29 protein-coding genes and 1 tRNA gene are annotated in these 26,526 nt (G+C 58.2%); 9 read left to right on the forward strand and 21 right to left on the reverse strand.

Annotation, left to right across the window (positions count from 1 at the left end):
- The first annotated feature begins 24 nt into the window (after positions 1-24).
- From pstS to AC07V4_RS18065, 5 genes are all read left to right on the forward strand, one after another.
- Positions 25-1,041 (forward strand): phosphate ABC transporter substrate-binding protein PstS, encoded by a 1,017-nt coding sequence (pstS, locus tag AC07V4_RS18045; protein WP_492637887.1) that lies wholly within the window; start codon positions 25-27, stop codon positions 1,039-1,041.
- 65 nt (positions 1,042-1,106) lie between these two features.
- Positions 1,107-2,102 carry a phosphate ABC transporter permease subunit PstC gene (gene pstC / locus AC07V4_RS18050; RefSeq protein ID WP_492637888.1) on the forward strand — a complete coding sequence of 332 codons (996 nt, stop codon included), beginning with the start codon at positions 1,107-1,109 and terminating at the stop codon, positions 2,100-2,102.
- Entirely contained in the window at positions 2,099-2,971 is an 873-nt protein-coding gene (pstA, locus tag AC07V4_RS18055; RefSeq protein WP_431750771.1) for a phosphate ABC transporter permease PstA, read from the forward strand. The genes pstC and pstA overlap by 4 nt, the downstream gene beginning before the upstream one ends.
- Positions 2,971-3,750 carry a phosphate ABC transporter ATP-binding protein PstB gene (gene pstB, locus AC07V4_RS18060; RefSeq protein WP_492637889.1) on the forward strand — a complete coding sequence of 260 codons (780 nt, stop codon included), beginning with the start codon at positions 2,971-2,973 and terminating at the stop codon, positions 3,748-3,750. Before pstA ends, pstB begins: the two co-directional genes overlap by 1 nt.
- Positions 3,751-3,913: 163 nt before the next feature.
- Positions 3,914-4,627: an acid phosphatase gene (locus tag AC07V4_RS18065; RefSeq protein WP_492637890.1), complete on the forward strand. Its 714-nt coding sequence runs from the start codon at positions 3,914-3,916 to the stop codon at positions 4,625-4,627.
- Positions 4,628-4,868: 241 nt separating this feature from the next.
- Here AC07V4_RS18065 and AC07V4_RS18070 read toward each other — a convergent pair.
- From AC07V4_RS18070 to AC07V4_RS18150, 17 genes are all read right to left on the reverse strand, one after another.
- A tRNA-Lys gene (locus AC07V4_RS18070) sits at positions 4,869-4,944 on the reverse strand.
- 100 nt (positions 4,945-5,044) lie between these two features.
- Entirely contained in the window at positions 5,045-5,692 is a 648-nt protein-coding gene (gene queE, locus AC07V4_RS18075) for a 7-carboxy-7-deazaguanine synthase QueE (protein WP_492637891.1), read from the reverse strand.
- 164 nt (positions 5,693-5,856) lie between these two features.
- Positions 5,857-6,690, reverse strand: coding sequence for a tol-pal system protein YbgF (ybgF, locus tag AC07V4_RS18080; RefSeq protein WP_492637892.1), 834 nt, complete (start codon positions 6,688-6,690; stop codon positions 5,857-5,859).
- Between the two features lie 6 nt (positions 6,691-6,696).
- Positions 6,697-7,197, reverse strand: coding sequence for a peptidoglycan-associated lipoprotein Pal (pal, locus tag AC07V4_RS18085; protein ID WP_003209827.1), 501 nt, complete (start codon positions 7,195-7,197; stop codon positions 6,697-6,699).
- A 55-nt stretch (positions 7,198-7,252) separates the two neighbouring features.
- A complete protein-coding gene (gene tolB, locus AC07V4_RS18090) occupies positions 7,253-8,533 on the reverse strand; it encodes a Tol-Pal system beta propeller repeat protein TolB (RefSeq protein ID WP_492637893.1) in 1,281 nt (426 codons plus the stop codon).
- Positions 8,534-8,550: 17 nt separating this feature from the next.
- Positions 8,551-9,624: a cell envelope integrity protein TolA gene (tolA, locus tag AC07V4_RS18095; protein ID WP_431749135.1), complete on the reverse strand. Its 1,074-nt coding sequence runs from the start codon at positions 9,622-9,624 to the stop codon at positions 8,551-8,553.
- Positions 9,624-10,076, reverse strand: coding sequence for a protein TolR (gene tolR, locus AC07V4_RS18100; protein ID WP_161634127.1), 453 nt, complete (start codon positions 10,074-10,076; stop codon positions 9,624-9,626). Before tolR ends, tolA begins: the two co-directional genes overlap by 1 nt.
- A 23-nt stretch (positions 10,077-10,099) precedes the next feature.
- A complete protein-coding gene (gene tolQ / locus AC07V4_RS18105; protein WP_010208111.1) occupies positions 10,100-10,795 on the reverse strand; it encodes a protein TolQ in 696 nt (231 codons plus the stop codon).
- Position 10,796: 1 nt separating this feature from the next.
- Positions 10,797-11,252, reverse strand: a complete 456-nt coding sequence (ybgC, locus tag AC07V4_RS18110; RefSeq protein WP_177013342.1) for a tol-pal system-associated acyl-CoA thioesterase — start codon at positions 11,250-11,252, stop codon at positions 10,797-10,799.
- A 138-nt stretch (positions 11,253-11,390) separates the two neighbouring features.
- Positions 11,391-12,449 carry a Holliday junction branch migration DNA helicase RuvB gene (gene ruvB, locus AC07V4_RS18115; RefSeq protein ID WP_034109150.1) on the reverse strand — a complete coding sequence of 353 codons (1,059 nt, stop codon included), beginning with the start codon at positions 12,447-12,449 and terminating at the stop codon, positions 11,391-11,393.
- Positions 12,450-13,061: a Holliday junction branch migration protein RuvA gene (ruvA, locus tag AC07V4_RS18120; RefSeq protein ID WP_003193868.1), complete on the reverse strand. Its 612-nt coding sequence runs from the start codon at positions 13,059-13,061 to the stop codon at positions 12,450-12,452. It lies immediately after the preceding gene.
- 66 nt (positions 13,062-13,127) lie between these two features.
- A complete protein-coding gene (gene ruvC / locus AC07V4_RS18125; RefSeq protein WP_016975450.1) occupies positions 13,128-13,652 on the reverse strand; it encodes a crossover junction endodeoxyribonuclease RuvC in 525 nt (174 codons plus the stop codon).
- Positions 13,653-13,808: 156 nt separating this feature from the next.
- Positions 13,809-14,555, reverse strand: a complete 747-nt coding sequence (locus AC07V4_RS18130; RefSeq protein ID WP_492637894.1) for a YebC/PmpR family DNA-binding transcriptional regulator — start codon at positions 14,553-14,555, stop codon at positions 13,809-13,811.
- A 135-nt stretch (positions 14,556-14,690) separates the two neighbouring features.
- Positions 14,691-16,466 (reverse strand): aspartate--tRNA ligase, encoded by a 1,776-nt coding sequence (gene aspS / locus AC07V4_RS18135; RefSeq protein ID WP_431749773.1) that lies wholly within the window; start codon positions 16,464-16,466, stop codon positions 14,691-14,693.
- Between the two features lie 107 nt (positions 16,467-16,573).
- The gene (locus AC07V4_RS18140) at positions 16,574-16,795 is read right to left on the reverse strand and encodes an FmdB family zinc ribbon protein (RefSeq protein WP_492637895.1); all 222 of its coding nucleotides are present in this window, start codon (positions 16,793-16,795) and stop codon (positions 16,574-16,576) included.
- 171 nt (positions 16,796-16,966) lie between these two features.
- On the reverse strand, positions 16,967-17,308 hold the full coding sequence (locus AC07V4_RS18145; RefSeq protein WP_492637896.1) for a ribbon-helix-helix domain-containing protein: 342 nt from the start codon (positions 17,306-17,308) through the stop codon (positions 16,967-16,969).
- Between the two features lie 181 nt (positions 17,309-17,489).
- Positions 17,490-17,963 carry a Dps family protein gene (locus AC07V4_RS18150; RefSeq protein WP_492637897.1) on the reverse strand — a complete coding sequence of 158 codons (474 nt, stop codon included), beginning with the start codon at positions 17,961-17,963 and terminating at the stop codon, positions 17,490-17,492.
- A gap of 425 nt (positions 17,964-18,388) precedes the next feature.
- Between AC07V4_RS18150 and AC07V4_RS18155 the strand changes: the two genes are divergently transcribed.
- Positions 18,389-18,991, forward strand: a complete 603-nt coding sequence (locus AC07V4_RS18155; RefSeq protein WP_003193875.1) for a cold-shock protein — start codon at positions 18,389-18,391, stop codon at positions 18,989-18,991.
- A 74-nt stretch (positions 18,992-19,065) separates the two neighbouring features.
- Here AC07V4_RS18155 and AC07V4_RS18160 read toward each other — a convergent pair whose 3' ends face one another.
- Entirely contained in the window at positions 19,066-19,272 is a 207-nt protein-coding gene (locus AC07V4_RS18160; protein ID WP_015885618.1) for a SlyX family protein, read from the reverse strand.
- A gap of 3 nt (positions 19,273-19,275) precedes the next feature.
- Positions 19,276-19,701: an HIT domain-containing protein gene (locus tag AC07V4_RS18165; protein WP_492637898.1), complete on the reverse strand. Its 426-nt coding sequence runs from the start codon at positions 19,699-19,701 to the stop codon at positions 19,276-19,278.
- Between the two features lie 745 nt (positions 19,702-20,446).
- On the opposite strand from AC07V4_RS18165, the gene AC07V4_RS18170 reads away from it, so the two are divergent.
- Positions 20,447-21,745, forward strand: a complete 1,299-nt coding sequence (locus AC07V4_RS18170; RefSeq protein ID WP_492637899.1) for an OprD family porin — start codon at positions 20,447-20,449, stop codon at positions 21,743-21,745.
- Positions 21,746-21,936: 191 nt separating this feature from the next.
- Here the strand turns inward: AC07V4_RS18170 and AC07V4_RS18175 are convergent, their stop codons facing one another.
- Positions 21,937-22,779, reverse strand: coding sequence for a mechanosensitive ion channel family protein (locus AC07V4_RS18175; RefSeq protein WP_492637900.1), 843 nt, complete (start codon positions 22,777-22,779; stop codon positions 21,937-21,939).
- Between the two features lie 136 nt (positions 22,780-22,915).
- On the reverse strand, positions 22,916-23,401 hold the full coding sequence (locus tag AC07V4_RS18180) for a YajQ family cyclic di-GMP-binding protein (RefSeq protein WP_003175814.1): 486 nt from the start codon (positions 23,399-23,401) through the stop codon (positions 22,916-22,918).
- A gap of 123 nt (positions 23,402-23,524) precedes the next feature.
- Between AC07V4_RS18180 and AC07V4_RS18185 the strand changes: the two genes are divergently transcribed.
- Positions 23,525-24,442, forward strand: coding sequence for a putative 2-dehydropantoate 2-reductase (locus tag AC07V4_RS18185; RefSeq protein WP_492637901.1), 918 nt, complete (start codon positions 23,525-23,527; stop codon positions 24,440-24,442).
- A gap of 46 nt (positions 24,443-24,488) precedes the next feature.
- Complete coding sequence (locus AC07V4_RS18190) at positions 24,489-26,525, forward strand: sensor histidine kinase (RefSeq protein ID WP_431752741.1); 2,037 nt, start codon at positions 24,489-24,491, stop codon at positions 26,523-26,525.
- The last annotated feature ends 1 nt before the right edge of the window (position 26,526 follow it).

A 26,526-nucleotide genomic window follows, 5' to 3' on the forward strand; every position in this document is an offset into this window, starting at 1 on the left:
CCCTTCCCATGAGGTGTTGTCGTGATGTTGCCGACTAAAAAAAGTCTGTCTGTTTTGTTGACCGCCCTATGCCTGAGCGGCGTGGCCCACGCCACGGACGTTACCGGTGCCGGCTCCAGCTTCGTCTATCCGGTGCTGTCCAAGTGGTCCCAGGACTACAGCAAGAATTCCAGCAACCGCATCAACTATCAATCGATTGGCTCTGGTGGCGGCATCGCCCAGATCAAGGCGGCTACCGTTGACTTCGGCGCATCCGACGCCCCGCTGTCAGCCGATGATCTCAAAGCCGGTGGCCTGGGCCAGTTCCCTAGCGTGATCGGCGGTATCGTGCCGGTGATGAACGTCGAAGGCGTGGCCGCAGGCCAGTTGAAGCTCGATGGCGATACCCTGGCAAAAATCTTCCTGGGTGACATCAAGGCCTGGAACGATCCGGCCATCGCCGCGCTCAACCCTGGCGTGAAACTGCCCAGCGCAAACATCACCGTTGTACACCGCTCTGACGGTTCCGGCACTTCGTACAACTTCACCAACTACCTGGCCAAAGTCAGCGACAGCTGGAAAACCAAGATCGGTTTCGGCACCACCGTACCGTGGCCGGTCGGCGTAGGCGGCAAGGGCAACGAAGGTGTTTCGGCCTACGTGAAGCAGATCAAGAACTCGATCGGCTTCGTGGAATACGCCTACGCCCTGCAGAACAAGATGACCTACGCCTCGCTGAAGAATGCTTCGGGCAAGTTCGTCGAGCCTAACGCCAAGGCGTTCCAGGCCGCAGCGGATACCGCCGACTGGGCCAGCGCGAAAGACTTCAACCTGATCATGACCAACGCGCCAGGCGAAGGCGCATGGCCGATCACGGCCACCACCTGGATCATCATGTACAAGCAGCCCAAGAATGCCGAGCAAAGCCAGGCGGCCTTCAACTTCTTCAAGTGGTCCCTGGAAAAAGGCCAGCAGCAGGCCGCAGCGCTGGATTACGTAGCACTGCCGTCCTCCCTGGTGACGCGAATCGAAGATTACTGGAAGTCTGACTTCACTCACTGATTCGCCCTATGACCCCCTTCCCCTTTCACTGTCGGTGATTGGGGAAGGCGGTGAGCACATCCGATATGAACGACACGGTCCAACCGCTGGTTATGACAACTCATGCGAGCGACACACGGGGCGACAGCCGCGCCGCCCGTGATCAACGCCACGACCTGTGGTTCAAACGCTCTATGTTCGGCGCCGCCATGCTGGTGTTGGTGCTGCTGGGTGCTATTGCAGCCTCGACCCTTTGGGGCGGAGGGCTGGCCTTCAAGACCTTCGGGTTCGATTTCATTACCAGTACCGAGTGGGATGCGGTCAATAACCACTTTGGTGCCGTGGTGCCGATCTATGGCACGTTGGTCACCTCGTTTCTGGCTTTGCTGATTGCCGTTCCGGTGAGCTTTGGCATTGCGATTTTTCTTACGGAGGTCGCACCGCCCTGGTTGAAAATGCCGGTCGCGTCGGCCATCGAGCTACTTGCCGGTATCCCTTCAATCATCTACGGCATGTGGGGCCTGTTCGTGTTCGGACCGTTTATGGCCGAACATCTCTCCCCCCTGATCAACGACTACCTGGGCGCCCTGCCTTTTGTCGGCTCGCTGTTCCAGGGCCCGCCACTGGGGATTGGCATGCTGACCGCAGGCATCGTGCTGGCGGTAATGATCATGCCGTTTATCACCTCGGTGATGCATGAGGTGTTCCGCAGTGTGCCGACGCAGTTGAAAGAATCGGCCTACGCCTTGGGCAGCACCACCTGGGAAGTGGTGTGGGACATCGTCTTGCCCTACACCCGCTCGGCGGTGGTCGGCGGTATCTTTCTCGGCCTGGGTCGCGCCCTTGGCGAGACCATGGCAGTCACCTTCGTACTGGGTAACGCCCAACAGTTTTCCGCCTCGTTGCTGATGCCCAGCAGCTCCATTGCGTCGGTGATCGCCAACGAATTCAGCGAGGCCTACACCGACCTGCACCGCTCCGCGCTGATTGCCTTGGGCTTCCTGCTGTTTATCGTGACCTTCGTCGTGCTGGCGGCGGCGCGATTGCTGCTGATGCGCCTGTCACGCAAGGAAGGCCTATGAACGCCAACGAACGCCTGTACCGCAAACGTGCGCTGAAAAATGGTGTGGCCATGTTCCTCAGCTGCGGCGCAACCGCCTTTGGCTTGCTGTGGCTGGCGTGGATTCTGCTGACCACCATCATCAACGGCTTCCAGGCGCTCAACCTGCGTCTGTTCAGCCAGATGACCCCACCGCCCGGCACCGAAGGCGGCTTGGCCAACGCGTTTTATGGCAGCGCGCTGATGTCCGCCATTGCCTTGCTGATTGGCACGCCCATCGGGCTGATGGCTGGCATCTGGCTGGCAGAATTCGCACGGCATTCGCGCCTGGGCACTACCGTGCGTTTTATCAACGACATCCTGCTGTCCGCACCGTCGATTGTGCTGGGGTTGTTCGTGTATACCGCCGTCATTCTGCCGCTGAACCAACTGACCAATCACCAAGTGGGTTTTTCCGCCATCGCCGGCGCCTTGGCCCTGGCGCTGTTGGTGATTCCGGTGGTGGTGCGCACCACCGATGAAATGCTTCAACTGCAACCCTCGACCATGCGTGAAGCGGCCTTGGCACTCGGTGTGCCGCAGTGGAAGTTGACGCTACAGATCGTGTTGCGAGCAGCCAAGGCCGGCGTCGTGACTGGCATCCTGCTCGCCCTGGCCAGGATCACCGGGGAAACCGCGCCCCTGTTGTTCACCGCCTTCGGCAACCAGTTCTGGAGCAGCAACCTGCTCAAGCCGATCGCCAGCGTCCCTGTGGTTATTTTCCAGTACGCCATGAGCCCGTTCGACGACTGGCACTCACTTGCCTGGGCCGGTGCACTGGTCCTGACGCTGTTCGTGCTGGTACTCAGCCTGGCATCTCGCCTGATTCTTTTACGCAATAGGTCCCACTGATGGACACCACCCGTACCGAACCCGAAAAAACCAAAATCCAAGTCCGTGGACTGGAGTTTTTCTACAACAACCAGCGCTCCCTGAAATCCATCGACATCGATATCCCGGAAAAACGCATCACCGCCATCATCGGCCCTTCGGGCTGCGGCAAGTCCACGTTGCTGCGTGTGTTCAACCGCATCTATTCGATGTACCCCAAGCAAGAAGCGCGTGGTGAAGTACTGCTCAATGGCGAAAACATCCTCGCCCCCGGCTACTCGATGAACCGCCTGCGCAGCCACGTGGGTATGGTGTTCCAGAAACCCGTGCCGTTCCCGATGTCGATTTACGACAACATCGCCTACGCCGTACGCCACCACGAAAAGCTGTCACGCCGGGAAATGGATGAACGTGTCGAGCAGGCCCTACGCGGCGGCGCCCTGTGGGATGAGGTGAAAGACAAACTCAACCAGAGCGCACAAAGCCTCTCCGGCGGCCAGCAACAGCGCCTGTGCATCGCCCGTACCATTGCGCTGCGCCCACAGGTATTGCTACTGGACGAACCCACGTCGGCACTCGACCCGATCTCCACCGGACGCATCGAGCAATTGATCACCGAATTGAAGACCCAATACACGGTGATCATCGTGACCCACAACATGCAGCAAGCCGCGCGGGTGTCGGACAACACCGCATTCATGTTCATGGGGGAATTGATTGAGCATGGAAATACCGACGAGATCTTCACCAAGCCGAAGATGAAGCAGACGGAGGACTATATTACTGGGCGCTTTGGCTAAGCGCCCCTTGTCGGCATATGGCAGAGAGCGTCATGCCGCTGGCACGTAATGACAAGTAAACGTTGAGGAAATGACCGATAAAAGGATGTCAGCCTACGGGTGAGAGTTCGACAGAAACCTGCCCGGTGGTTGTTCTCCCTAAACAATAAACGAGGACATCGATATGCCGAGTCTGTTGCGGTCACTACTGTTCTGTATGGTCCTTTCCTGTTCGGGAGCCATTCTGGCGGAACAGGCGCCCCAGCCTTACCTGGCGGCGAATGCGTTTCGGCTGGCCGACTACCTGTCACCGCCTCCAGCAGTCGATTCATCATTACAACAAAGTGATTTAAACGCAGTGCTGGCGGCCCAGGTGGCGCGCAGCAATGCTCAGGTGAGTGAAGTCCAGCAGGATGATGAATGGGACGATAGCGTGTTCCACTTTGCCAGGGAGTCTCTCGGTGCCGGGTTCAGTGTCGAGCGCCTCCCCCTGACCCGCGCCTTCTTCCGGCGGGCACAGCAAGATCTGGTACAACTCCTGATGCCGGCCAAGCATTACTATGGCCGACCACGCCCTTATGAAGCCTCGCCGCTGGTGAAACCGGTACTGCCGCCACCAGAGGGGGATTCCTACCCCAGCGGTCACTCGATGAATGGTTATCTCAACGCCACCTTGCTAAGCATGGTGTTGCCGGAGAAACGTAGCGAGTTGTTCAACCGTGCGCAGATCAATGCCGAAAGCCGGGTCATCGCCGGGGTGCACTTCCCCAGCGACCTGGAAGGAGGAAGGGTAAGTGCTGCCGTATTGGTAGCCAGACTGCTGGACGATCCCAAAGCAGCGGCAGATTTTGAAGCGGTAAAAAAAGAGATTGGGGGCGCCTTGGTCTCTGCCTATTGAGTAGGCACTCGCGCAGCAGGGGTTGAAGGTTTGCTTCGATGAGGAGATAGATCGCCTCCCAATCAAGCAGTGTTGCCACGGCCCTGATTGCGGCTGAGCTGGGTACTCAAATGAGTTTGCAAGGTGCCTGGATAACCTAGGGCGATTCATCCAGACCCGCGCAGCCACCTTATTTCAGGCAAAAAAAAACCCGGAAATCCTCACTTTCGTGGGCCTTCCGGATTTTCTAAACCGCCAAATATGGTGGGTCGTGTGGGATTCGAACCTACGACCAATTGGTTAAAAGCCAACTGCTCTACCAACTGAGCTAACGACCCGCTGTGTGGTGGCGCGTATAATACTGATTTTTAAGGACTATTCAACACTTTATTTAAAATAAATCAGAAATAATGCGTTTGAGCGATTATTCCGGCTGATTTAGCGCCCCGGTTCGTCATTCCACAGGTATTTGTGCAGCTGTAATTGCAGACGTACCGGCAGATTATCGGCCACCACCCAGTCAGCCAGGTCACGGGCGTTCAAGTCATGGTGGCTTGGCGAGAACAACACCTCGCCCGCCCTGCGCTCCAGGCCGTACTGGATCAGCTTGGAAGTGGCCCAGTCGTAGTCGTCACGGGAGCAGATCACGAACTTGACCTGGTCGTTGGGCGTCAGCAGGTCCAGGTTCGCGTACAGGTTACGGTGCGCCTCCTTGGAGCCTGGGGTCTTGAGATCGACCACACGACTTACGCGCGAGTCGACGGCGGAGATATCCAGCGCGCCACTGGTCTCCAGTGAAACCTCGTAACCGGCATCACATAGCTGCTTGAGCAAAGGGATGGCATTGGGTTGGGCCAGAGGCTCGCCACCCGTCACACAGACGTAGCGCGGCTTGAAACCCGCTACCTGCTCCAGGATGTCGTCGAGGGTGCGCACCGTGCCGCCACTGAAGGCGTAGGCGCTGTCGCAGTATTGGCAACGCAAAGGGCAGCCGGTCAACCGTACAAATACGGTGGGCAGGCCAGCAGTTCGCGTTTCACCCTGCAAAGAGTAAAAAACTTCGGTGATGCGTAATGTGTCTTGCATAGTCGCCACGGGCGTAACAGCTAAACAGGCTGTCCGCCTCCGTCAGGCACTTCACGGGATTGCGCCAACGCGCCGACCCCAGGAAGCGTGTTTCATAAAAGGGCGTGGATTCTAACGAAAAAACCCGCGTCAGGCGCGGGTTTCTTCTAAACGGGCAGCATTGCTTACAAGCGTTGCAGATCCCGCTGTGCCAACTGAGCAGCCGAAGTACCCGGGTATTGGGCAACTACTTGCTGCAGAATGCCTTTTACCTTGTCGGTATGACCCAGGCGGCGTTCTACGTCAGCGAGTTTGTACAGCGAATCCGGCACCTTGGCGTGCTTGGGGTACAGCTGGCTGACCTTGGCAAATGCCTGGCCTGCCGCTTGCAAATCACCCTTGGCCAGGTTGACCTCACCCAACCAATACTGGGCATTGCCCGCGTATTGGCTATTCGGGTATTTGCGCAGGAATGCGGTAAAGGCCTGGCTGGCCTTATCGAAGTCCTTGGCCTTGATCAGGTCGAAGGCTGCATCGTAATACAGTTTTTCCTTCGCCGGATCACCCGGTTCGCTGCTCGCGGCAGGGGCTTGGCTGGCAGCCGCCCCTGCTGCTGCACCACCGGCAGCAGCGCTTGGCGCGCCACCGGCAGAAGAATTATCAGGAGTTGCGGCAGGTGTACCACCGGCTCCAATGCGTCGATCAAGATCCTGGTAACGCTCCAGGCCTTCTTGCTTCAGCTGGTTCACTTGGTTCTGCAAGATCTCAATGGTGCCTTGTTGCTGCGACAATTGATCCTGCATGCGTTGCAGCTGGTTGAACAGCTCGCCCTGTGCCGAGGGAGCGGCAGTCGCCGGCCCCCCAGCATAGGCGCCGTTCGTGCCATAACCCGCTGGCGGATAACTGCTCCCGCTATTGTTATAGCCAGAGTTGCTATCTTCCACAGGAACCGCAGCCCACACCGCAAGCGGCGCGAGGCTGAGAGCCAAGACAGTTAGAGCACGACGGCACGTTCGCATGACGAATTACTTACGCAGTTCGACGCGACGGTTTTGAGCCCAGGACTGCTCGTCGTGGCCAGTAGCAACTGGACGCTCTTTACCGTAGGAAACCAGTTCCAGTTGGCCTGGAGCAACACCTTGCAGTACCAGGTAGCGCTGAACGGCTTTCGCACGACGCTCGCCCAGAGCCATGTTGTACTCACGAGTACCACGTTCGTCAGTGTTACCTTCCAGAACAACGCGAGCGCCGTTAGCTTTCAGGTCCTTGGCGTGAACGTCCAGAGCGCGCATGGCTTCTGGCTTCAGGTCAGAACTGTCGTATTCGAAGTAGAAAGTGGTGATAGCGCGCAGAGCAGCTTCTTCGCTCAGGGAGCCGTCAACTGCACCAGTGTTAGCGCCGTAACCAGCGTTTGGATCAACAGCTGCGCCTTCACCGGCATTGTCGCCGCCTTTAGACGAGCAACCAACGGCTACGGACAGAGCCAGAGCCAGAGCAGCAAACTTACCAAACTTCAGCATTTCCATCGTGAAACTCCTAATGAACCCCAGTGTGTTAAGCAAATCTTTTTGTAGCGCCGCGTCAGTTCAGGTAAGGGGACCAGGATGGTTCTCTGACTTCGCCTTGTGCGGTAGGAAGTGGGAGCCTTACACGTCCATTAATGGACACGAGCATCAAGACTCCCCGGCCCTGCTGGCGGGTGGCGTAGATTACCATGGTGCCGTTGGGCGCAACAGTAGCTGACTCATCAAGGTTGGTATCTGTAAGGATTTTTACGGTTCCGCGCTGCAAATCCTGGGCCGCAACCCGGAAATTAGTGAAACCATCCTGACGGTGAATCATCACCAACGTCTTTTCATCAGCCGAAAGTTTAGGGTTGGCGTTGTAGTTACCGATAAAAGTAACGCGCTCCGCACCACCACCATTCACGTTCGCCTTGTAGACCTGCGGCTTGCCGCCACGGTCGGAGGTGAAGTAGATGGTCGAACCATCCTTGCCCCAGAACGGTTCGGTGTTGATGCCCGGGCCTGCGGTCACGCGGTTGATCTGGCGCGAAGCCATGTTCATCACGTAGATATCCGGGTTGCCGTCCTTGGACAGTACGAATGCCAGGCGCGAACCATCCGGCGACCAGGCCGGTGCACCGTTGAGGCCTTCGAAGTTGGTGATCTGCTCACGACGGCCAGTATCGATATGCTGGACGAAGATGCGCGGACGCTTCTGCTCAAAGGACACATAGGCAATACGCTTGCCGTCCGGCGCAAAACGCGGCGACAGGATTGGCTCACGGGACTGCAGCAAGGTCACGGCGCGCGCACCGTCGTAGTCCGACCGCTGCAAGGTGTAGCGGGTGTTGTCGACGGAGAAACGCTCAGCGGTTACATACAGCAGACGCGTCGAGAAAGCACCTTTGATACCGGTGAGCTTTTCAAACGACTGGTCGGAGATGTAGTGAGCCATGTCACGCAGTTGTTCGGCGGTGCCCGATACGCTGCCGGTCAGGACCTGCTGCTCGGTGGCCACGTTGAACAACGCGTACTGGATCTGCAGGCGACCGCCAGCCGGCACGATGCTACCGACCATCAGGTACTGCGCCCCCACGGCCTTCCAGTCACGGAAGATGACTTCGCTGGCCTGGGTAGGCTGGCTGATCATGTTGCCTTTTGGAATCGGTGCGTAGTAGCCGGAGTTGCGCAGGTCGTCGCTGACGATCTGGGCCATGTCGTCCGGCAGCACGCTGCCGCCCTGCCAGCCAAATGGTACTACCGCGATTGGGGTTGCCCGATCGCTACCGCTGGTAACCAGGATGTTCTTTTCATCCGCCGCCGCTATCCCTGCCATACAGCAAATAACGACAAGCATTCCTCGAAGAAGGTTTCTCACAAGGCTAGATCCTCAGGTGTGAATGTCATCTTGAATGAACGATAGGGAGCGAAGTCGCTTGGTTTCATTCCCTGCATCTCGGTCAACCGGCCAATGTTCTTGACCGCGGCAACCGCCGAACTGTCGAACGAACCGTCACCACTGGACTTGGCCACGCTGACCGAAGTCACCGTACCGTCCGGCAACATGCCGATCTGCAGCACTACTGTCATGCCTTTACGTGCCGAAGGTGGACGTGTCCAGCCTTCTGCTGCCCGTGCCCGAATCAGGTCGTCGAAACTGCCCGCGACTTGATCACCACGCTCATCGGCCAAGGCTTGCTGACGCTGCGGCGTGTCGGAGAGCAAATCTGCCAAGGCCTGGGCCTTTTTCTCTTCGGCGGATTTACGTGCTGCTTCCTGGGCCTTTTTCTTCTGGGCGTCGGCGGCAGCTTTCTTCTTCGCGTCGTCGGCGACTTTCTTCTTCGCCTCGTCTGCTTCAGCTTTTTTCTTGGCGTCTTCGGCGGCTTTCTTCTTCGCGTCTTCGACTATCTTTTTCTTGGCCTCTTCAGCGGCCTTTTTCTTGGCCTCTTCTTCGGCAGCCTTTTTGGCTTCTTCTTCAGATTTCTTCTTGGCTATATCAGCCAATTGTTTCTCTTCGGCCTTTTTCGCTTCGGCAGCTTTCTCGGCTTTCTTGGCTTCATCAGCCTTTTTCGCCTCGTCAGCTTTCTTGGCTTCGTCAGCCTTTTTCGATTCCTCGGCCTTTTGAGCCGCCTCTTCTTTCTTTTGTTCCGCAGCAGCCTTCACCGCTTCCTGCTCGACCTTCTTCTGTTCCATCTGTTCGACTTCAGTCTGGCGCGCAGCCGACTTCTGGGCCTCACCCGCAATCTTCTGATTGGTCTGGGTGGTGGCCTGACTTTTCGATTTCAGCTGATACAGGGTCGCCTGCACGATCGGCTTGGCTGGCGGCAGGTCCGGTGTCATGGCGAAGCTGACGAACAGCATGCCAAACACCAGGACGTGCAGGGCAATTGCCCAGACGCTAGGCCAGAAGTAGCTTTCCGAGGCGGACGGCTCTCGCTGTTGCTGCATCAGGGCGCCTCGGTAATCAAGCCAACATTACCGACGCCAGCCTTCTGCAGCCCGCCCATGGCGCCCATGACGGAACCGTAGTCGACCGCCTTGTCGCCGCGGATGAAGACCTGGGTGTGCTTGCCACCTTCGTTGCCGGAGCGAATGATCTTGGTCACCGCGTCGGTCATCGCCGGCAAGGTCAGCGCCTTGTCCTGCTGCTTCTGAGTATCGACTTCACTGCCAAGGTTCCAGTAATAGGTCTTGTCGGACTTGATCGAAATCGTCAGCACCTGGGTGTTGTTGTCCTGGGGCAAGGCTTCGCTGGAAACCTTGGGCAGGTCAACCTTCACACCCTGGTTGAGCATCGGCGCGGTCACCATGAAGATCACCAGCAGCACCAGCATCACGTCGATGTAAGGCACTACGTTCATCTCGGCGACCGGCTTGCGCTTGGTTCGAGCTCGAGTGATTAAAGCCATCGGGAAGTACCTGCTTATTCTTCGCTGGTGTGCACTTTACGGTGCAGGATCGCCTGGAACTCATCGGCGAAGGTGTAGTAACGGCCAATCAGGTTTTCACCGCGAGCGGCAAAACGGTTGTAGGCGATTACTGCGGGGATAGCAGCGAACAGGCCGATCGCCGTGGCGATCAGGGCTTCGGCAATACCCGGGGCCACGGTGGCCAGGGTCGCTTGCTGCGCCTGGGCCAGGCCACGGAAGGAGTTCATGATCCCCCACACGGTACCGAACAGGCCGATGTACGGGCTGACGGAACCTACGGTGGCGAGGAACGGCAAGCTCTGCTCCAGCTTCTCTTCTTCGCGGGAGATGGCAACGCGCATGGCGCGTGCCACGCCTTCCATCACCGCTTCCGGGTCAACGCCGGGTTGCTGGCGCAGGCGGGAGAACTCCTTGAAACCGGCGCGGAAGATCTGCTCGACGCCCGAATCCGGGTCCGGGTTGCTACCGGCCTGGCGATACAGCTTGGACAGGTCGATACCCGACCAGAAGCGCTCTTCAAAGCTCTCCAGGGCACGTCGACCGGCACGCAGCAGGTTGCTGCGCTGAAAAATCATGACCCAAGAGGTAACCGATGCGGCTACCAGGGTCAGCATGACCAGTTGAACCACGACACTGGCATTGCTGACCAGGCTCCACATGGAGGAATGGTCGACGACGGTAGGTTCCACGCTAAATCTCCTGCTTTGATTGTTTACCCGCGCCGCTTACGCCGGCAAAGGCCGCACGTAGAGCTTCGGGAATGGCCCGGGGTTTCAAACTATTGGTGCGCACACAGGCCACCAGGAACTGCCCCTCACAGAGCAGCGTTGCATCCGTTGCCCGCCTGACCTGCTGCTTGAAACGCAGGCTGGCACGGTTCAATTCGACTACTTCAGCGCTTACCAACAGTTCGTCGTCCAACCGCGCCGGCGCGTGGTAGCGCGCCTCGCTGGAGTGCACGACGAATAACAGGTCCTCCCCTACCAGCTCGGATTGGGCAAAGCCCAGCTCCCGTAGCCGCTCGGTTCGAGCCCGCTCCATGAACTTGAGGTAATTGACGTAATACACGATGCCGCCTGCATCGGTGTCCTCGTAATAAACGCGACAGCGATGTGCGAACGACTGATCCCCGTTTTGCGCGCGCATACTCTAGTGCTTACTCCTCAGGTTGCCAATCCGGCTGGGCAACTGTTTTTCATTGTCTGAAACATTTTTAACGACTGAATGACGACACCAGCCACTAGGACAGCACAAACCTCGGATAAATCGTCTGGCGTGAAGCTTTTAATCGTCCACTGCGTCGAGGAATTCGTCTACTACAGGCATCTCGCCCAATCGTGACGGAATGTTTAACCCGAAGTGCAGATAGGCGTGGCGCGTGACGACTCGCCCCCTCGGGGTACGCATGATGTAACCCTGCTGGATCAGATACGGCTCCAGCACATCCTCGATGGTATGGCGTTCTTCGCTGATCGCCGCCGCCAAGCTGTCCACACCTACCGGGCCACCGTCGAACTTCTCGATCATGGTCAAGAGTAGACGCCGATCCTGATGATCGAAGCCATGCTCATCCACATCCAGCAGGTTCAAGGCCAGATCCGCCACCGCCTTGGTGATGTGCCCCTTGGCACGCACCTCGGCAAAGTCGCGTACCCGACGCAGTAAACGGTTGGCAATCCGTGGCGTGCCCCGGGCCCGGCGGGCAATTTCAAACGCTCCTTCCGGGTCCAGCGGCAAACCGAGAATGCTCGCCGAACGGCTGACAATGGTCGCCAGATCGGCAGTGCTGTAGAACTCTAGACGTTGAACGATGCCGAAACGGTCTCGCAGCGGGTTGGTCAACATACCCGCGCGGGTCGTCGCTCCCACCAGGGTGAATGGCGGCAAGTCCAGTTTGATCGAACGGGCTGCGGGGCCTTCGCCGATCATGATGTCCAGCTGGAAATCTTCCATGGCCGGGTACAGCACTTCCTCGACAATCGGCGAGAGCCGGTGGATCTCGTCGATAAACAGCACATCGTGGGGCTCAAGATTGGTCAACAGCGCCGCCAGGTCACCTGGTCGCTCCAACACCGGGCCGGAGGTGGACTTGATCGACACGCCCATTTCCTGGGCGATGATATTGGCCAAGGTGGTCTTACCCAGCCCCGGTGGGCCGAAGATCAGCGTGTGGTCCAGGGATTCGCTGCGCCCGCGTGCAGCCTGGATGAACAGTTCCATTTGCTCGCGCACGGTAGGCTGGCCGATATATTCGGCCAGGCTCAGGGGGCGAATGGCCCGGTCCTGGATTTCTTCACGGTCGCGTGGGCCGGTGGCCGCGATCAGACGATCAGCTTCAATCACTTAAATCATTCCCTTCAGGGCTCGGCGGATCATGTCTTCAGCGCTCAGGTTCTTATCCTTGATGGCCGACACCGCCTTGCTCGCCTCCTGCGGCTTATAGCCTAGGGAAATGAGCGCATTGACGGCATCGCTTTCGGCACTGGCGACCTGGGCCGCCGGCATATCCGGCTGGTTCGGCACCAGTGCGAACATGCTGGGTACGACCTCCCAGGCTTTGAAACGATCCTTGAGTTCCACCAGCAGGCGTTCTGCGGTTTTCTTGCCGACACCCGGCACCTTGGTCAATGCCGAGGTGTCCTGGGCCGAAACCGCGCGTACCAGCTCATCCACCTCCAGGCTGGACATCAGCGCCAGCGCAAGTTTTGGCCCCACGCCATTCAGGCGGATCAGCTCGCGGAAGAAGTCACGGTCGCGCTTGCCAATGAAACCATAAAGTAATTGCGCGTCTTCGCGTACCACCAGATGAGTGTGCAGTGTAATCGGCTCACCGACCGACGGCAGGCGATAGAGGGTGGTCATGGGCACTTCCAGCTCATACCCCAGCCCATTGACATCCAGAATCAGGTGCGGCGGCTGTTTCTCAGCCAGGGTGCCGCGCAAGCGTCCAATCACGGTTCGATCCTTAAAGCTTGGGGTCAGATCAAAGCCTGACCGGAAATAACGATTGCGCTGATGCTATCAGAGACGCAGCCGCCCGCCACGACTGCGTGCCGTGCCGAGGCCATGGGGCAGCAGGCTTGAACGGGTGTGCGCGTGACAAATGGCGATGGCCAAGGCGTCGGAGGCGTCGATCTGTGGCTTGGAGGTAAGTTTGAGCATGTGCATGACCATCATCTGCACTTGCTCTTTGTTAGCCGCACCGGTACCAACCACGGCCTGCTTGACCTGGGTTGCAGTGTACTCGGCGATCTCCATACCCTCTTCTGCACCCGCGACGATGGCGGCGCCACGGGCCTGGCCAAGCTTCAGGGCCGAATCGGCGTTCTTGGCCATGAAGACTTTTTCGATGCCCATGGTGACCGGCCCGTAGGTCTGGATCACTTCACGCACGCCGCGATAGACGATCTGCAGACGCTCGGCCAACTCGCCCGCGCCAGTACGGATGCAGCCCGAGGCCACGTACACGCAGCCACGCGGGGTCTGTTGCACCACGCCAAAACCGGTGATGCGCGAACCGGGGTCGATACCTAGGATTAAAGTCATAACGCCTGCAGGTTGGTAAACACAATTTCTGGCACAGTAAATATCCAATGTGGGAGGGGGCTTGCCCCCGATTGCAGTGTGTCAGTTACTTATGAATCGACTGAACCACCGCTATCGGGGGCAAGCCCCCTCCCACATTTGGATCTATATCATCCTTCAGACTAGCTGTGCCGCGACTTCTTCCGGGATGTCGGCGTTCGAATACACGTTCTGCACATCGTCCAGGTCTTCGAGCATATCCAGCATCTTCAACACCTTCTGCGCACCATCCAAATCCAGCTCGGCACTGGTGGTCGGCAGCATCACGATTTCCGCGTCAGTGCCTTTGAAACCAGCGGTTTCCAGAGCGTTACGCACGGCATAGAAGCTGGCGAACGAGGTGAACACGTCAATGGAACCGTCTTCGTTGGTCACCACGTCGTCGGCGTCCGCCTCCATCGCAGCCTCCATCAACGCATCTTCATCCGTGCCGGATGCGAAGGTAATCTGCCCCTTGCGCTCGAACAGATAAGCCACCGAACCGTCGGTGCCAAGGTTACCGCCACACTTGCTGAATGCATGGCGCACGGCAGCAGCGGTACGGTTGCGGTTGTCGGTCATGCACTCGACCATTACCGCCACACCACCCGGGCCGTAGCCTTCGTAGCTCAATTCGACCATGTCGTCGGTGTCGGCAGCACCGGCACCGCGGGCCACGGCACGATCGATGATGTCGCGACTCATATTGGCGCCGAGGGCCTTGTCCAACGCCAGGCGCAGGCGCGGGTTAGAACCAGGGTCACCACCGCCCTGGCGGGCAGCGACGGTCAGCTCGCGAATCCACTTGGTGAAGATCTTGCCTTTCTTGGCATCCTGACGCTCTTTGCGGTGCTTGATGTTCGCCCACTTGGAATGGCCAGCCATAACACAACTCCGAAATTCTGTAGAAACCTTATCAACCCCACCCTTGGTGGGATACAACCCTTGTAACGCAAAGGCGCATCCGAAGATGCGCCTTTTTAGACTGCGTAAACCTCAGTGCGCTTTCACGCAGCGGCCTTACTCAGCCTTCGGCGTCTCGCGCAGACGGATGTGCAGCTCGCGCAGCGCCTTGGCATCCACCACACCCGGAGCCTGGGTCATGACGTCCGCAGCACTCTGGGTTTTCGGGAAGGCAATCACTTCACGGATCGACTGGGCGCCGGTCATCAGCATCACCAGACGGTCCAGGCCGAAGGCCAGGCCACCATGCGGCGGCGCACCGTACTTCAGGGCGTCGAGCAGGAAGCCGAACTTCTCTTCCTGTTCCGCTTCGTTGATGCCCAACAGGCGGAAGACCGCTTGTTGCATCTCTTTGCGGTGGATACGGATCGAACCGCCACCCAGCTCGGTACCGTTGAGCACCATGTCGTAGGCGCGGGACAGAGCGCCAGCCGGGTTGGCTTCCAGCTCGGCCGGGGAGCACTTCGGCGCGGTGAACGGGTGGTGCAAGGCGCTGAAGCTGCCGTCGTCGTTCTCTTCGAACATCGGGAAGTCAACGACCCACATCGGAGCCCATTCGCAGGTCAGCAGGTTCAGGTCGTGACCGAGCTTGATGCGCAGTGCGCCCAGGGCTTCGCTGACGATCTTGGCCTTGTCGGCACCGAAGAACACGATGTCGCCATCGACCGCGCCGACGCGATCGAGGATCGCGTTCAGGTTCTCCAGCGGAATGTTTTTCACGATCGGCGATTGCAGACCGTCAACACCGTTGGCGCGCTCGTTGACCTTGATGTACGCCAGGCCCTTGGCACCGTAGATGCCGACGAACTTGGTGTAGTCGTCGATCTGCTTGCGCGGCATGCTCGCGCCGCCTGGCACGCGCAGGGCGGCGATGCGGCATTTAGGGTCGTTGGCCGGGCCGCTGAACACCTTGAAGTCGACTTCTTTCAACTGGTCGGCCACGTCCACCAGTTCCAGCGGGTTACGCAGGTCTGGCTTGTCGGAACCGTAGCGGCGCATGGCTTCTTCGAAGGTCATGTGCGGGAAATCACCGAACTCCAGGTTCAGCACTTCCTTGAACAGGTTGCGGATCATCTGCTCGGTCAGGCCCATGATCTCTTTTTCATCGAGGAAGCTGGTCTCGATGTCGATCTGGGTGAATTCCGGCTGACGGTCGGCGCGCAGGTCTTCGTCACGGAAGCACTTGGCGATCTGGTAGTAACGGTCGAAGCCGGCGACCATCAGCAGTTGCTTGAACAGCTGCGGCGATTGCGGCAGGGCAAAGAAGGAACCAGCGTGGGTACGGCTCGGCACCAGGTAATCACGTGCACCTTCCGGGGTGGCCCGGGTCAGGATCGGTGTTTCAACATCGAGGAAGCCGTTTTCGTCGAGGAAGCGACGGATGCTGGTGGTCATGCGCGAGCGCAGGCGCAGCTTCTCGGCCATTTCCGGACGACGCAGGTCCAGGAAGCGGTAGCGCAGGCGGGTTTCTTCGCCCACATCGGAGTATTCGTTGAGCGGGAACGGCGGGGTTTCCGACTCGTTCAACACTTCCAGCTCGTAGCCCAGCACTTCGATGCCGCCGGACGCCATGTTCTTGTTCACGGCACCGGCCGGACGCAGGCGAACCTTGCCGGTGATCTTCACGACGTACTCACTGCGCACACGGTCGGCGGCAGCAAAGCTCTCGGCGCGATCCGGGTCGAACACCACCTGGGCCAGACCATCACGATCACGGATATCGAGGAAAATCACCCCGCCGTGGTCGCGACGACGGTGAACCCATCCGCAAAGGGTGATTTCCTGACCTTCCAGGGTCTCGTTCAGTTGGCCGCAATAGTGGCTGCGCATCATGGTAGTGGTTTCACTTCTCGTAATTCGAAATTCGGTGGAGGCCCGCCTCGTCACCGTACATTAAAGCAGGGGACGGATAATGCAGGAGCCTGCGCGTAGAGTTCAACTCAGTCTGCTTTGTCGCCGCCCGCCAGATTCTTCTTGGAACCGGTCTTGAAGTCGGTTTCGTACCAGCCGCTGCCGCTCAGGCGGAAGCCCGGCATGGACAACATCTTCTTCAGCTCAGGTGCCTGGCAAGCAGGGCAATCGACCAGCCGCGCGGCGCTGATCTTCTGAATGGCTTCCAACTGATGACCACAGGAGGCACATTGATAGTCGTACATGGGCATGGAGATGTCTCGGCGATCAGATCATTACTGCGCCGCGCCCTGCCGATTGCATAAAACCCGGGCATGCGCAGCAAAGCGCGGGATTATATCTGGTAAATCGAGGCAGCGCAGCCGGCTTTCTGCCCGAAGCCCGGCCCGCCTTGACGGTGGGCCGGCTCCGCAACCGCCAGGCTAATCGGGGTACACAGGGGTGACACGGTCTTTTAACAGGTGAACTACGCAGACCACCCTGACCAGCCCACTGAAGTTTTTAACCCTGCCATAACGCAAATGCACTTCCCGATCGACATAGGACAGCAATGCACTGACCGAGCACGCATTGATCCTGGCTATTTCCGTGAGGATATTCCAATAGATCTGTTCAAGTCGCAGGCAGGTGGAAAACCCATTGAGCCTGACCGACCTGGACAGCGGCTTGGCCAGCCCCATGTCGAAACCCTTAGCAAAGGGATCGACCTTTATCTTGTGAAAACCGCAGGTCTCCATCACTCCCTTACCCATTCCACGTGACATACACCTGACACTCCATTGCCAAACAGCAGCCCATGGGCTTCTCCCATCGGGCAGTGGGCCTATAAAACAGCAGGACGCGAGGGGCAGCCAGAAGACGGGGCGTTGATCGTCGTAGGACAACGCCAGGAAGTACGCGGAAACAAGCGAGCAGCGCCAGGAAGGCGCCGCCCTGGCTCAACCCTTACTTGTTTTCAAGCAGGGAACGCAGCATCCACGCCGTTTTCTCGTGGATTTGCATGCGCTGGGTCAACAGGTCAGCCGTCGGCTCATCACTGACCTTGTCAAGCAATGGGAAGATGCCCCGTGCAGTGCGCGTTACCGCTTCCTGGCCGGCTACCAGTTGCTGGATCATCGCTTCGGCACTCGGCACACCCTCCTCTTCCTTGATGGAAGAAAGACGGGCATAGATCGAATAGGCACCCGGCGCCGGAAAACCCAGGGCACGGATACGCTCGGCAATGGAGTCCACCGCCAGTGCCAGTTCGTTGTACTGTTCTTCAAACATCAAGTGCAGCGTACGGAACATGGGGCCCGTGACGTTCCAATGGAAGTTGTGGGTCTTCAGATACAACACGTAGGTATCGGACAGCAGCCGCGAAAGTCCGTCGACGATGGATTTACGGTCTTCTTCACTGATACCAATATCGATTGCCATGTTTTTCCCCTTCAATTGACGAGCATTCATTGATCAGGTGCAGGACCACTCTAGCAAGTGTGTCGGTCGCGTGCAGCCCGGTGGTCCAAGGTGGCGTGCGGCAAATCGTCCCCTACAGCTTGTTGACCAAAGACGACAAGCCATCAGGCAGTAGGAAAATGCTCAAAATGCCGCGTAAAAAACCCGCACCTGTCTAGGACAAGTGTTTGGCGCGAAAATGCCCAAGCAGCTGCAACACCCCAAAATGCTTGATTTGAGTAGGCACAGCCTTTGCTGTTAAATAGACGGCGTGTGGTGGCCGTTCATTTCTGCGGCCCACCCCATAGGCTGATACCCGCGCACGTGCTCAACGCCTCCCATTGTTCAGAAGCGAACCGTGCCAGTCAGCTCTTCCTTGTGATCCGTCTTAACGTGAGTTAATCAAAATGTTGAAAATCGTCCACCTGCTAACGGGCGTTGCAGCTTTGCTGCTGTCCTTTATCCCGAGCCTGCAGCCTGAAAGCCTGCCGTACCTGGAACAACACGACGCCCTGTACCTGGCCTTGTTCGGCCTTCTCAACCTGACGCTGGCACCGGTAATCCCTTACTGGAACAAAGGCACGCGTCATCAACTGCAAAACCTGGTCAGCGCGCTGCTGGTACTGACCGTTGTCGTTCAAACCCTCACCCTCCTGGCACCGATGCCTGAAGTGGGCGGCCATCCAGCCATCCTGCTCAGCCTGGTGATTGCTGTGGTCGCCATCGTTCTTCATCTGGCCATCAGCTTCTACCGTTCGTCCCCTGCGGCCGCGTCGCAAAACTACGACATGACCAATCGGGATACCGGTACCGTCAAGTGGTTCAACACCTCCAAAGGCTTCGGCTTCATATCCCGCGATTCGGGCGACGATATCTTCGTCCACTTCCGGGCTATCCGTGGCGAAGGCCATCGCGTTCTGGTCGAAGGCCAGCGTGTGGAGTTCTCTGTCATGAACCGTGACAAAGGCCTGCAAGCCGAAGATGTCATCGCTGCACTGCCGCGTCGCTGACCCCAGCCTTCGCAGCATAAAAAAACCGCGATCCAGCCTGGCTGGGTCGCGGTTTTTTTATACGCGTCTCGTCATTAATAGTGCGGCGGCGGTGCTTCTTCTTCGGATGTTTCGAACTGGCCGCCCATTTCTTCCTGGCGCTTGAGCAGCGCGGTCATCTGCAATTGCAGGCGCTCGACGGCGCGCTGCTGGGTGACCAGGATGTCATTGAGGGTTTCGATGGTGTCGTCCTGGAAGGCCAGGCGGCTTTCCAGATCGGTGACGCGGTCTTGCAAGTCCATGATTCAATCCTGGGTAAAAATGAAACCGGCAGGCAACAGATCGCGCAGTCGGCTGCGAATCGCCGCCACTTGCTCTTCGGTATAAGGCCGCGCCGGATGCTTGCCCCAGACCGGTGCTGGCCAGGCGGCGTCATCGCGCTTGCGCACAATCACATGCACATGTAATTGGCTGACGACGTTACCCAGCGCGCCGATGTTCATCTTATCGGCCGCCAGCCCTTCATTGAGCAACTGCGCCAGTGCTGTCGTTTCCTGCCACAACGTGTGCTGATCGGCGACATCCAGTTGAAACACTTCGCTGATACCGTCGATGCGCGGCACCAGGATGAACCAAGGGTAATTCGAGTCATTGGACAGCAGTAGCCGGCACAGCGGGAAGTCCCCGATAACCAGTGTGTCTTGTTGCAGACGTTGATCTAAGGCGAACACCGTGGGCACTCCGTTTGGCAGGTCAGTTTCAGGCGCCCAGCATACCTTCGATTGCGCCCGGCTTCACGGCGAATGCGCAGAGCCTTGGGTTGACCCGACAAAAAAACATGCCCCCTTTCGATGCACTCAAATAGTTGAGCTACGCTAATCCGGGCCTCGAAGGGATGCACCAAAATGACCCACCTGTGCTTCAAAGGGATCCGCCGATTACCCACTGATGAGGGTGAACCGGTAACGTTTTGTCCTGGAACAGGATTTATGTACCACCCAAGGGGCGAATCACCCGGGCGTCAAGCCCAAACCAATCTGCGTAAAAAGCCCGTGCTTATGCGGTTTTTACAGTGCCGTAATGTTTTTCACGAAAAAATGACATTCGGTTACCCCTTTGTGCACGCTTGTTGCATTCACACCCATATCGTCGGCAACGACACCCGCTTGGAAGCCAGTGTTTCGCGATAAAAAACAGCAGCGTTTCAATACGCGGCAGGGATGAATTCAAACTTCGAAGGGTGGTTTGAATGAGTATTGAAGTTGTCAGTCTGGTTACATTCGGACTGTGAATTTGCGACATGGAACTAGCAATTTACGACAGCCTCGTAAAGAAGCTGAAAGGAAAGATGGGTAAGTATCGTCAATAGAGTCTGCGTGATATAACTTTGCGCCGACACAAAAAAGAAAGAGCCGCCCAGATAAAAATACAGGTGGGACGGCAGTACTCTTCCTAAAACCAAAGGAGCAAATCACGATGCGCGTGATGAAGTGGAGCATGATCGCCCTGGCTGTTTCAGCAGGCACCTCGCAGTACGCAATGGCGTCCGCCCAAGATGATGCCAAGGGCTTTATTGAAGACAGCACTTTCAGCATCAACACACGCTTGCTGTATTTCAGCCGTGACAAACGCAACAATGACACCGGCCAAAGCCGCAGCGAAGAAACCGGCCTCGGTTTCAACGGCCTGTACCAGTCCGGCTTTACTCAAGGCACCATCGGTGTCGGTGTTGATGCCATTGGCCTGCTGGGCGTCAAGCTCGACAGCGGCAAAGGGCGCGCCGGTACCGGCCTGTTCCCTACCGGCTCTGATGGTCGTTCGGCAGACGATTACTCCAAGGGCGGTGCCGCGATCAAGTTCCGCCTTTCCAACACAGTGCTTAAAGTAGGTGATCAGTACACCACCGCACCTGTGTTCGCCTCCGATGACAGTCGTTTGCTGCCAGAGCTGCCACAAGGTATCTCCCTGACCAGCAACGAAATCAAGGACCTGAAACTTGAAGCAGGTCACTTCACTTCGATCGTTGCCCAGGACCATACCTACAAGGACAGTATCGGCAGCTACGAGCCGAACACAGGTCGCGGCCTGAGAGATGCCAACTTCATTGGCGGCGTTTACGCATGGACTCCTGAGTTCACTACCAGCCTTTACTACTCGAAAGTCGAAGACTACTGGAAGAAGCTCTACGCCAACGTGAACTGGACCCACGCGATCAGCGAAGACCAGTCGGTGGCTGTTGACTTCAACATCTACAGCACCAAAAGCGATGGCGCCGGTCTGCAACGTGCCGAAAAAGACAACACCACCAAGCTCGACAACCGTGCGTACAGCCTGCAAGGCGCGTACACCATCGACGCTCACACCTTTACCCTTGCTTATCAAAAGGTTAGCGGTGACGGCGACTATGGCTACGGCGTAGACGGCGGTGGCACCATCTTCCTCGCTAACTCCGTTGCTCGTTCCGACTTCAACGCCGAGGGTGAAAAATCCTGGCAAGCTCGTTACGACCTGAACATGGCCAAATTCGGCGTGCCAGGCCTGAGCTTCATGACTCGTTATGTCACGGGCAGCGGCGCTGACAACGGCGTCACTAGCAACGCAAAAGAGTGGGAACGCGACATCGAAGCCAAATACGTGATCCAGAGCGGCCCAGCCAAAGACCTGAGCCTGCGCGTACGTCAAGCGACCTATCGTTCGTCTGACGGCGTGTACTACGGTTCGGCGTCCATCGACGAACTGCGTCTGATCGCGCAATACCCGCTGAACATCTTGTAATTAGCCGCTTGATTACAACGATGATCTAAGGCCTCGGCCTTAACTAAAAAGCCGCTCCCCTATTCACAAGGGAGCGGCTTTTTTATTGCAGTTTTATTTCACTCAAAAAAACAACTAGCAAGCTAACTAACGAGATTAATCCTACACGCCGAACCTGACCATTCCGCCAAGTTCGATGGCATCACGCTTAGTTACTTAGTAGCACTTTCCTGCATCACGCGAATTACCCGCTGCGGGAACGGAATATCAATACCCGCCGCTTTCAAACGATCACGCGCCAGTTCATTGAGCATGAACACCACATCCCAATAATCCGCCGTCTTGGTCCAGCAACGCAGGGAAACAGTGATTGAACTGTCACCCAAGGTCGACACCACCGCCACCGCCGCAGGGTCTGCCAATACGCGCGGGTCCTTGGCCAGCTCCAGCAGCACTTCACGGGCTTTCTGCAGGTCGGCGTCATAGTCCACACCCACATCAAACACCACCTTGCGCGTCGGCTGACGGTTGGTGTTGGTGATGAGACCGTTGGACAGGCTGCCGTTAGGAATGATCACCGTCTTGTTGTCGCCGGTGCGCAATACGGTGTGGAAAATCTGGATGCTATCGACCGTACCCGAAGTGCCCTGGGCTTCGATCCAGTCACCAATACGGAAAGGGCGGAACAGCAGGATCAGCACGCCACCAGCGAAGTTCGCCAGACTGCCTTGCAATGCCAGGCCAATGGCCAGGGTTGCAGCACCAATCGCGGCGACGAACGAGGTGGTTGCCACGCCGATCATCGAGGCCACGTTGACCACCAGCATGACCTTGAGCGCGATGTTCGCCAGGCTGGTGATGAAATGTTGCAGCGCCAGGTCCGCATTACGCAGCGCCAGCAAACGCCCCACTCGGTGGGTCAACACGTTGATCAGCCACCAACCGATGGCCAGGGTGAGCACAGCCAGCAAAAACCGGCTGCCATATTCCATGATCATCGGAATCCACGACTGGGACGTCTTGATCAGTTGATCCACTTCAGCGTTCAAATCCATCTACTTTCTCCTGTTGCGCGGATGTGCGACTTAATTGAGTTCCCAGTAACGCAATTGAGCCCCGAAGGGCTCAAGCGTAGGCGCAGGTTCTGGGGCCTGGGACGTCAAAAACGCCCATGGGTTCCCCAAAGTGCCATTAGTCGCGGAAGTTATTGAACTGCAGCGGCATGTCGAAGGTCTTGGCGCGCAGGGCAGCGATCGCTTCTTGCAAGTCATCACGCTTCTTGCCGGTGACGCGAACCTGCTCACCCTGGATGGCAGCCTGGACTTTGAGCTTGGCATCCTTGATGTGGGCAACGATTTTCTTGGCCAGCTCTTTGTCGATGCCTTCCTTGAGGACGGCTTCCTGCTTCATCAGTTTGCCCGAAGCATAAGCATCCTTGATTTCAAGGCATTGTGCGTCGATCTTGCGCTTGACCAGGGACAGCTTGAGGATCTCGATCATCGCTTCCAGCTGGAAATCGGCTTCAGCGGTCAGGTTGACGGTCAGTTCCTTTTCCTTGAATTCGAAGCTGCCCTTGCCTTTCAAATCATAGCGACGGTCCAGCTCCTTGACGGCGTTCTCGACGGCGTTGGTGACTTCGTGTTTGTCCAGTTCGGATACCACGTCGAACGAAGGCATGTCATTTCTCCAATATAAGGGGCGGGCTCAGTAGAGATGGAGCGCGCCCGAGCTAAAATGCCGGGGCATTATAGCGGTTCTTTCGCCGCGTTCACTGCGAGCGGCCCTACGGAGTACAAACTGATGTCGACCACCTGGCACATTCTCGGCGCCGGCAGCCTGGGCACCCTCTGGGCTTCGCGCCTGGTTCGCGCGGGCGTGCCCGTGAGGTTGATCCTGCGAGACGATGCGCGCCTGGCCAGCTATCAGGCGGGGCCAGGGTTGACGCTGATCGAGCATGGCGTAGAGCACACCTATCCGGTGATCGGCGAAACGCCTGACAGCCCGACGCCGATTCATCGCCTGCTGGTCGCGTGCAAAGCCTACGACGCACAAGACGCCATCGCCCAATTGCAACATCGCCTGGTGCCAGACGCCGAACTGATCCTGTTGCAAAACGGCCTCGGCAGCCAGGACGCCGTTGCCGCCCAACTGCCCCAGGCCCGCTGCATTTTTGCCTCCAGCACCGAGGGCGCCTTCCGCGACAGCGACTGGCGCGTGGTATTTGCCGGCCACGGCTACACCTGGCTGGGAGACGCCAGCCACCCTACTCCACCGCTATGGCTGGATGACCTGAACGCTGCCGGCATCCCCCACGCGTGGAGCCCCGAGATTCTCACGCGCCTATGGCGCAAGCTGGCCCTCAACTGCGCGATCAACCCACTGACCGTGCTGTACCAATGCCGCAACGGCGGTCTGCAAGAGCATCAATGTGAAGTCGCGACCTTGTGCGCCGAGCTGGCCGAACTGCTCGAATGCAGTGGCCAGCCCGCCGCTGCCGAGGATTTGCACAGCGAAGTGGAACGGGTGATCCAAGCCACCGCCGCCAACTATTCCTCCATGTATCAGGACGTGGCCAACGGCCGCCGTACCGAAATCAGCTACCTGTTGGGCTACGCCTGCGAAGCGGCTGCCCGCCACCAGTTGGTCTTGCCCCACCTGCAACAAGTGCAGACGCGCTTGGTCGAGCACTTACGGGCACACGGATTGGCCAGCGACTGAGGCACGCGCTACCCTGCCTACCTGTCTATCACCTGGAAAAACCCTGATGCCACTGCGCCAGCGTCTTGAAAATCTACCGGTAGGGCAGAAACTGCTGGCCGCCCTGCTGGTGTTGTTGACCACCGTATTGCTGGTGGCCAACCTGACGTTCATCAGTGCGGCCTACTGGATCTCCCAGGAAAGCATGGCCCCTCAGGCATTGCAGGCCATCGGACGATTGGTATCCAACCCGTCGCTTGCCGCTGACGCCCTCGAATCGCCGGCCAAGGCCGAAGCCCTGCTCAATGAGCTGACCAGCTATTCACCGCTGCGCGCCGCCGCGCTGTATGACGGCGAAGGCACCCGCCTGGCGCAGATGCAGCACAGCAACCGCCTGCACCTGCCGGATAACTACCGGCACATCGAGGCCTGGCGCCTCACTGAGTTTCGCAGCAACCAGGTCATCACCCTGCCCCGTGCCGGCCAACCTTCCGGGCACCTGCTACTGGTGGCCAGCAGCGAGCTACCGGTGGCGTTTTATACCGGCACGCTGACGGCGAGCCTGGGCATCCTGATTTTCAGTGTGCTGCTGTGGCTGGTCATCGCCCGGCAGATCAAGCGCCTTATCACTCGCCCTATCCACGAACTGGAAGAACTGTCGCGCCAAGTGACCCGCGAAGAGAACTACGCCCTGCGCGCCGGTCGCGGCAACCACGATGAAATCGGCAGCCTGGCCGAAGCCTTCAACACCATGCTGTCGCGCATCGAAGCCCGCGAGCAGCAACTCAAGCGCGCCCGCGATGATTCCCAGGCCGCTTACGACCAAGCCCAGGGCCTGGCCGAAGAAACCCGCCACACCAACCGCAAACTCGAACTGGAAGTACAGGTTCGCAGCAAGATCGAGAAAAAACTCACCGGTTTCCAGAACTACCTGAACAGCATCATCGACTCAATGCCCTCGGCGCTGATCGCCCTGGACGAACAGCTCTACGTCACCCAGTGGAACCAGGAGGCCAGCGCGCTTTCCGGAACCCGCCTGGATGAGGCGCTCAACCAACCGATCTTCCTCGCCTTCCAGCCACTCAAGCCCTACCTGACGCAGCTCAAGGCCGCCGTCGAACAGCACACCGTGGAGCGCATCGAGCGCGTCACCTGGATAAAAGATGACGAACCCAAGCACTACGCCCTGACGTTCTACCCATTGATGGGCGGCGCCGGGCGCGGCGTGGTGATCCGAATCGACGACATCACCCAGCGTCTGTCGCTGGAAGAAATGATGGTGCAGTCGGAAAAAATGCTTTCCGTTGGCGGGCTTGCTGCGGGCATGGCCCACGAGATCAATAACCCACTCGGGGCAATCTTGCATAACGTGCAGAACATCCGCCGCCGCCTGTCGCCCGACCTGCCCAAAAACCTGGAACATGCCGAACAAGCAGGTATCGAGCTGGACACAGTCAACCGCTACCTGCAGAGCCGCGAAGTGCCACAACTGCTGGATGGCATCCAACAAGCCGGCGCGCGGGCGGCGAAGATCGTCACCCACATGCTCAGTTTCAGCCGCCGCAGCAATCGGCAGATGGCCCCCTGCGATCTGCCTGCGCTGATCGACCAAGCGGTAGAAATCGCCGGTAACGACTTCGACCTGACCATCGGTTTCGACTTCAAGGGCCAGGCGATCATCCGCCAATTCGATCCACAATTAGGCCCTGTGCCCGGCACCGCCAACGAGCTGGAACAGGTACTGCTCAATTTGCTGAAAAACGCCGCCCAGGCCATTCACCTGCGTGAAGACGACAGCGAGCCCGGCCGTATCATCCTGCGCACTCGCCTGAATCCGCCATGGGCGGAGATCCAAGTGGAAGACAACGGCATCGGCATGAGTGAGAACGTGCGCAAGCGCACCTTCGAACCGTTCTTCACCACCAAGGAAATCGGCCAGGGCACCGGTCTTGGGCTGTCGGTCTCGTATTTCATCGTCACCAACAACCACAAAGGCCAGATGGAAGTACAGTCCACCCTTGGCCAAGGCACCTGTTTCACCCTGCGACTGCCCCTGGCGGGCAGCCAGCTGCCGCCTTACGAACTCACCCAACTGGAGCAATGAC

Source organism: Pseudomonas sp. GW821-FHT03A09 (assembly GCF_059421065.1).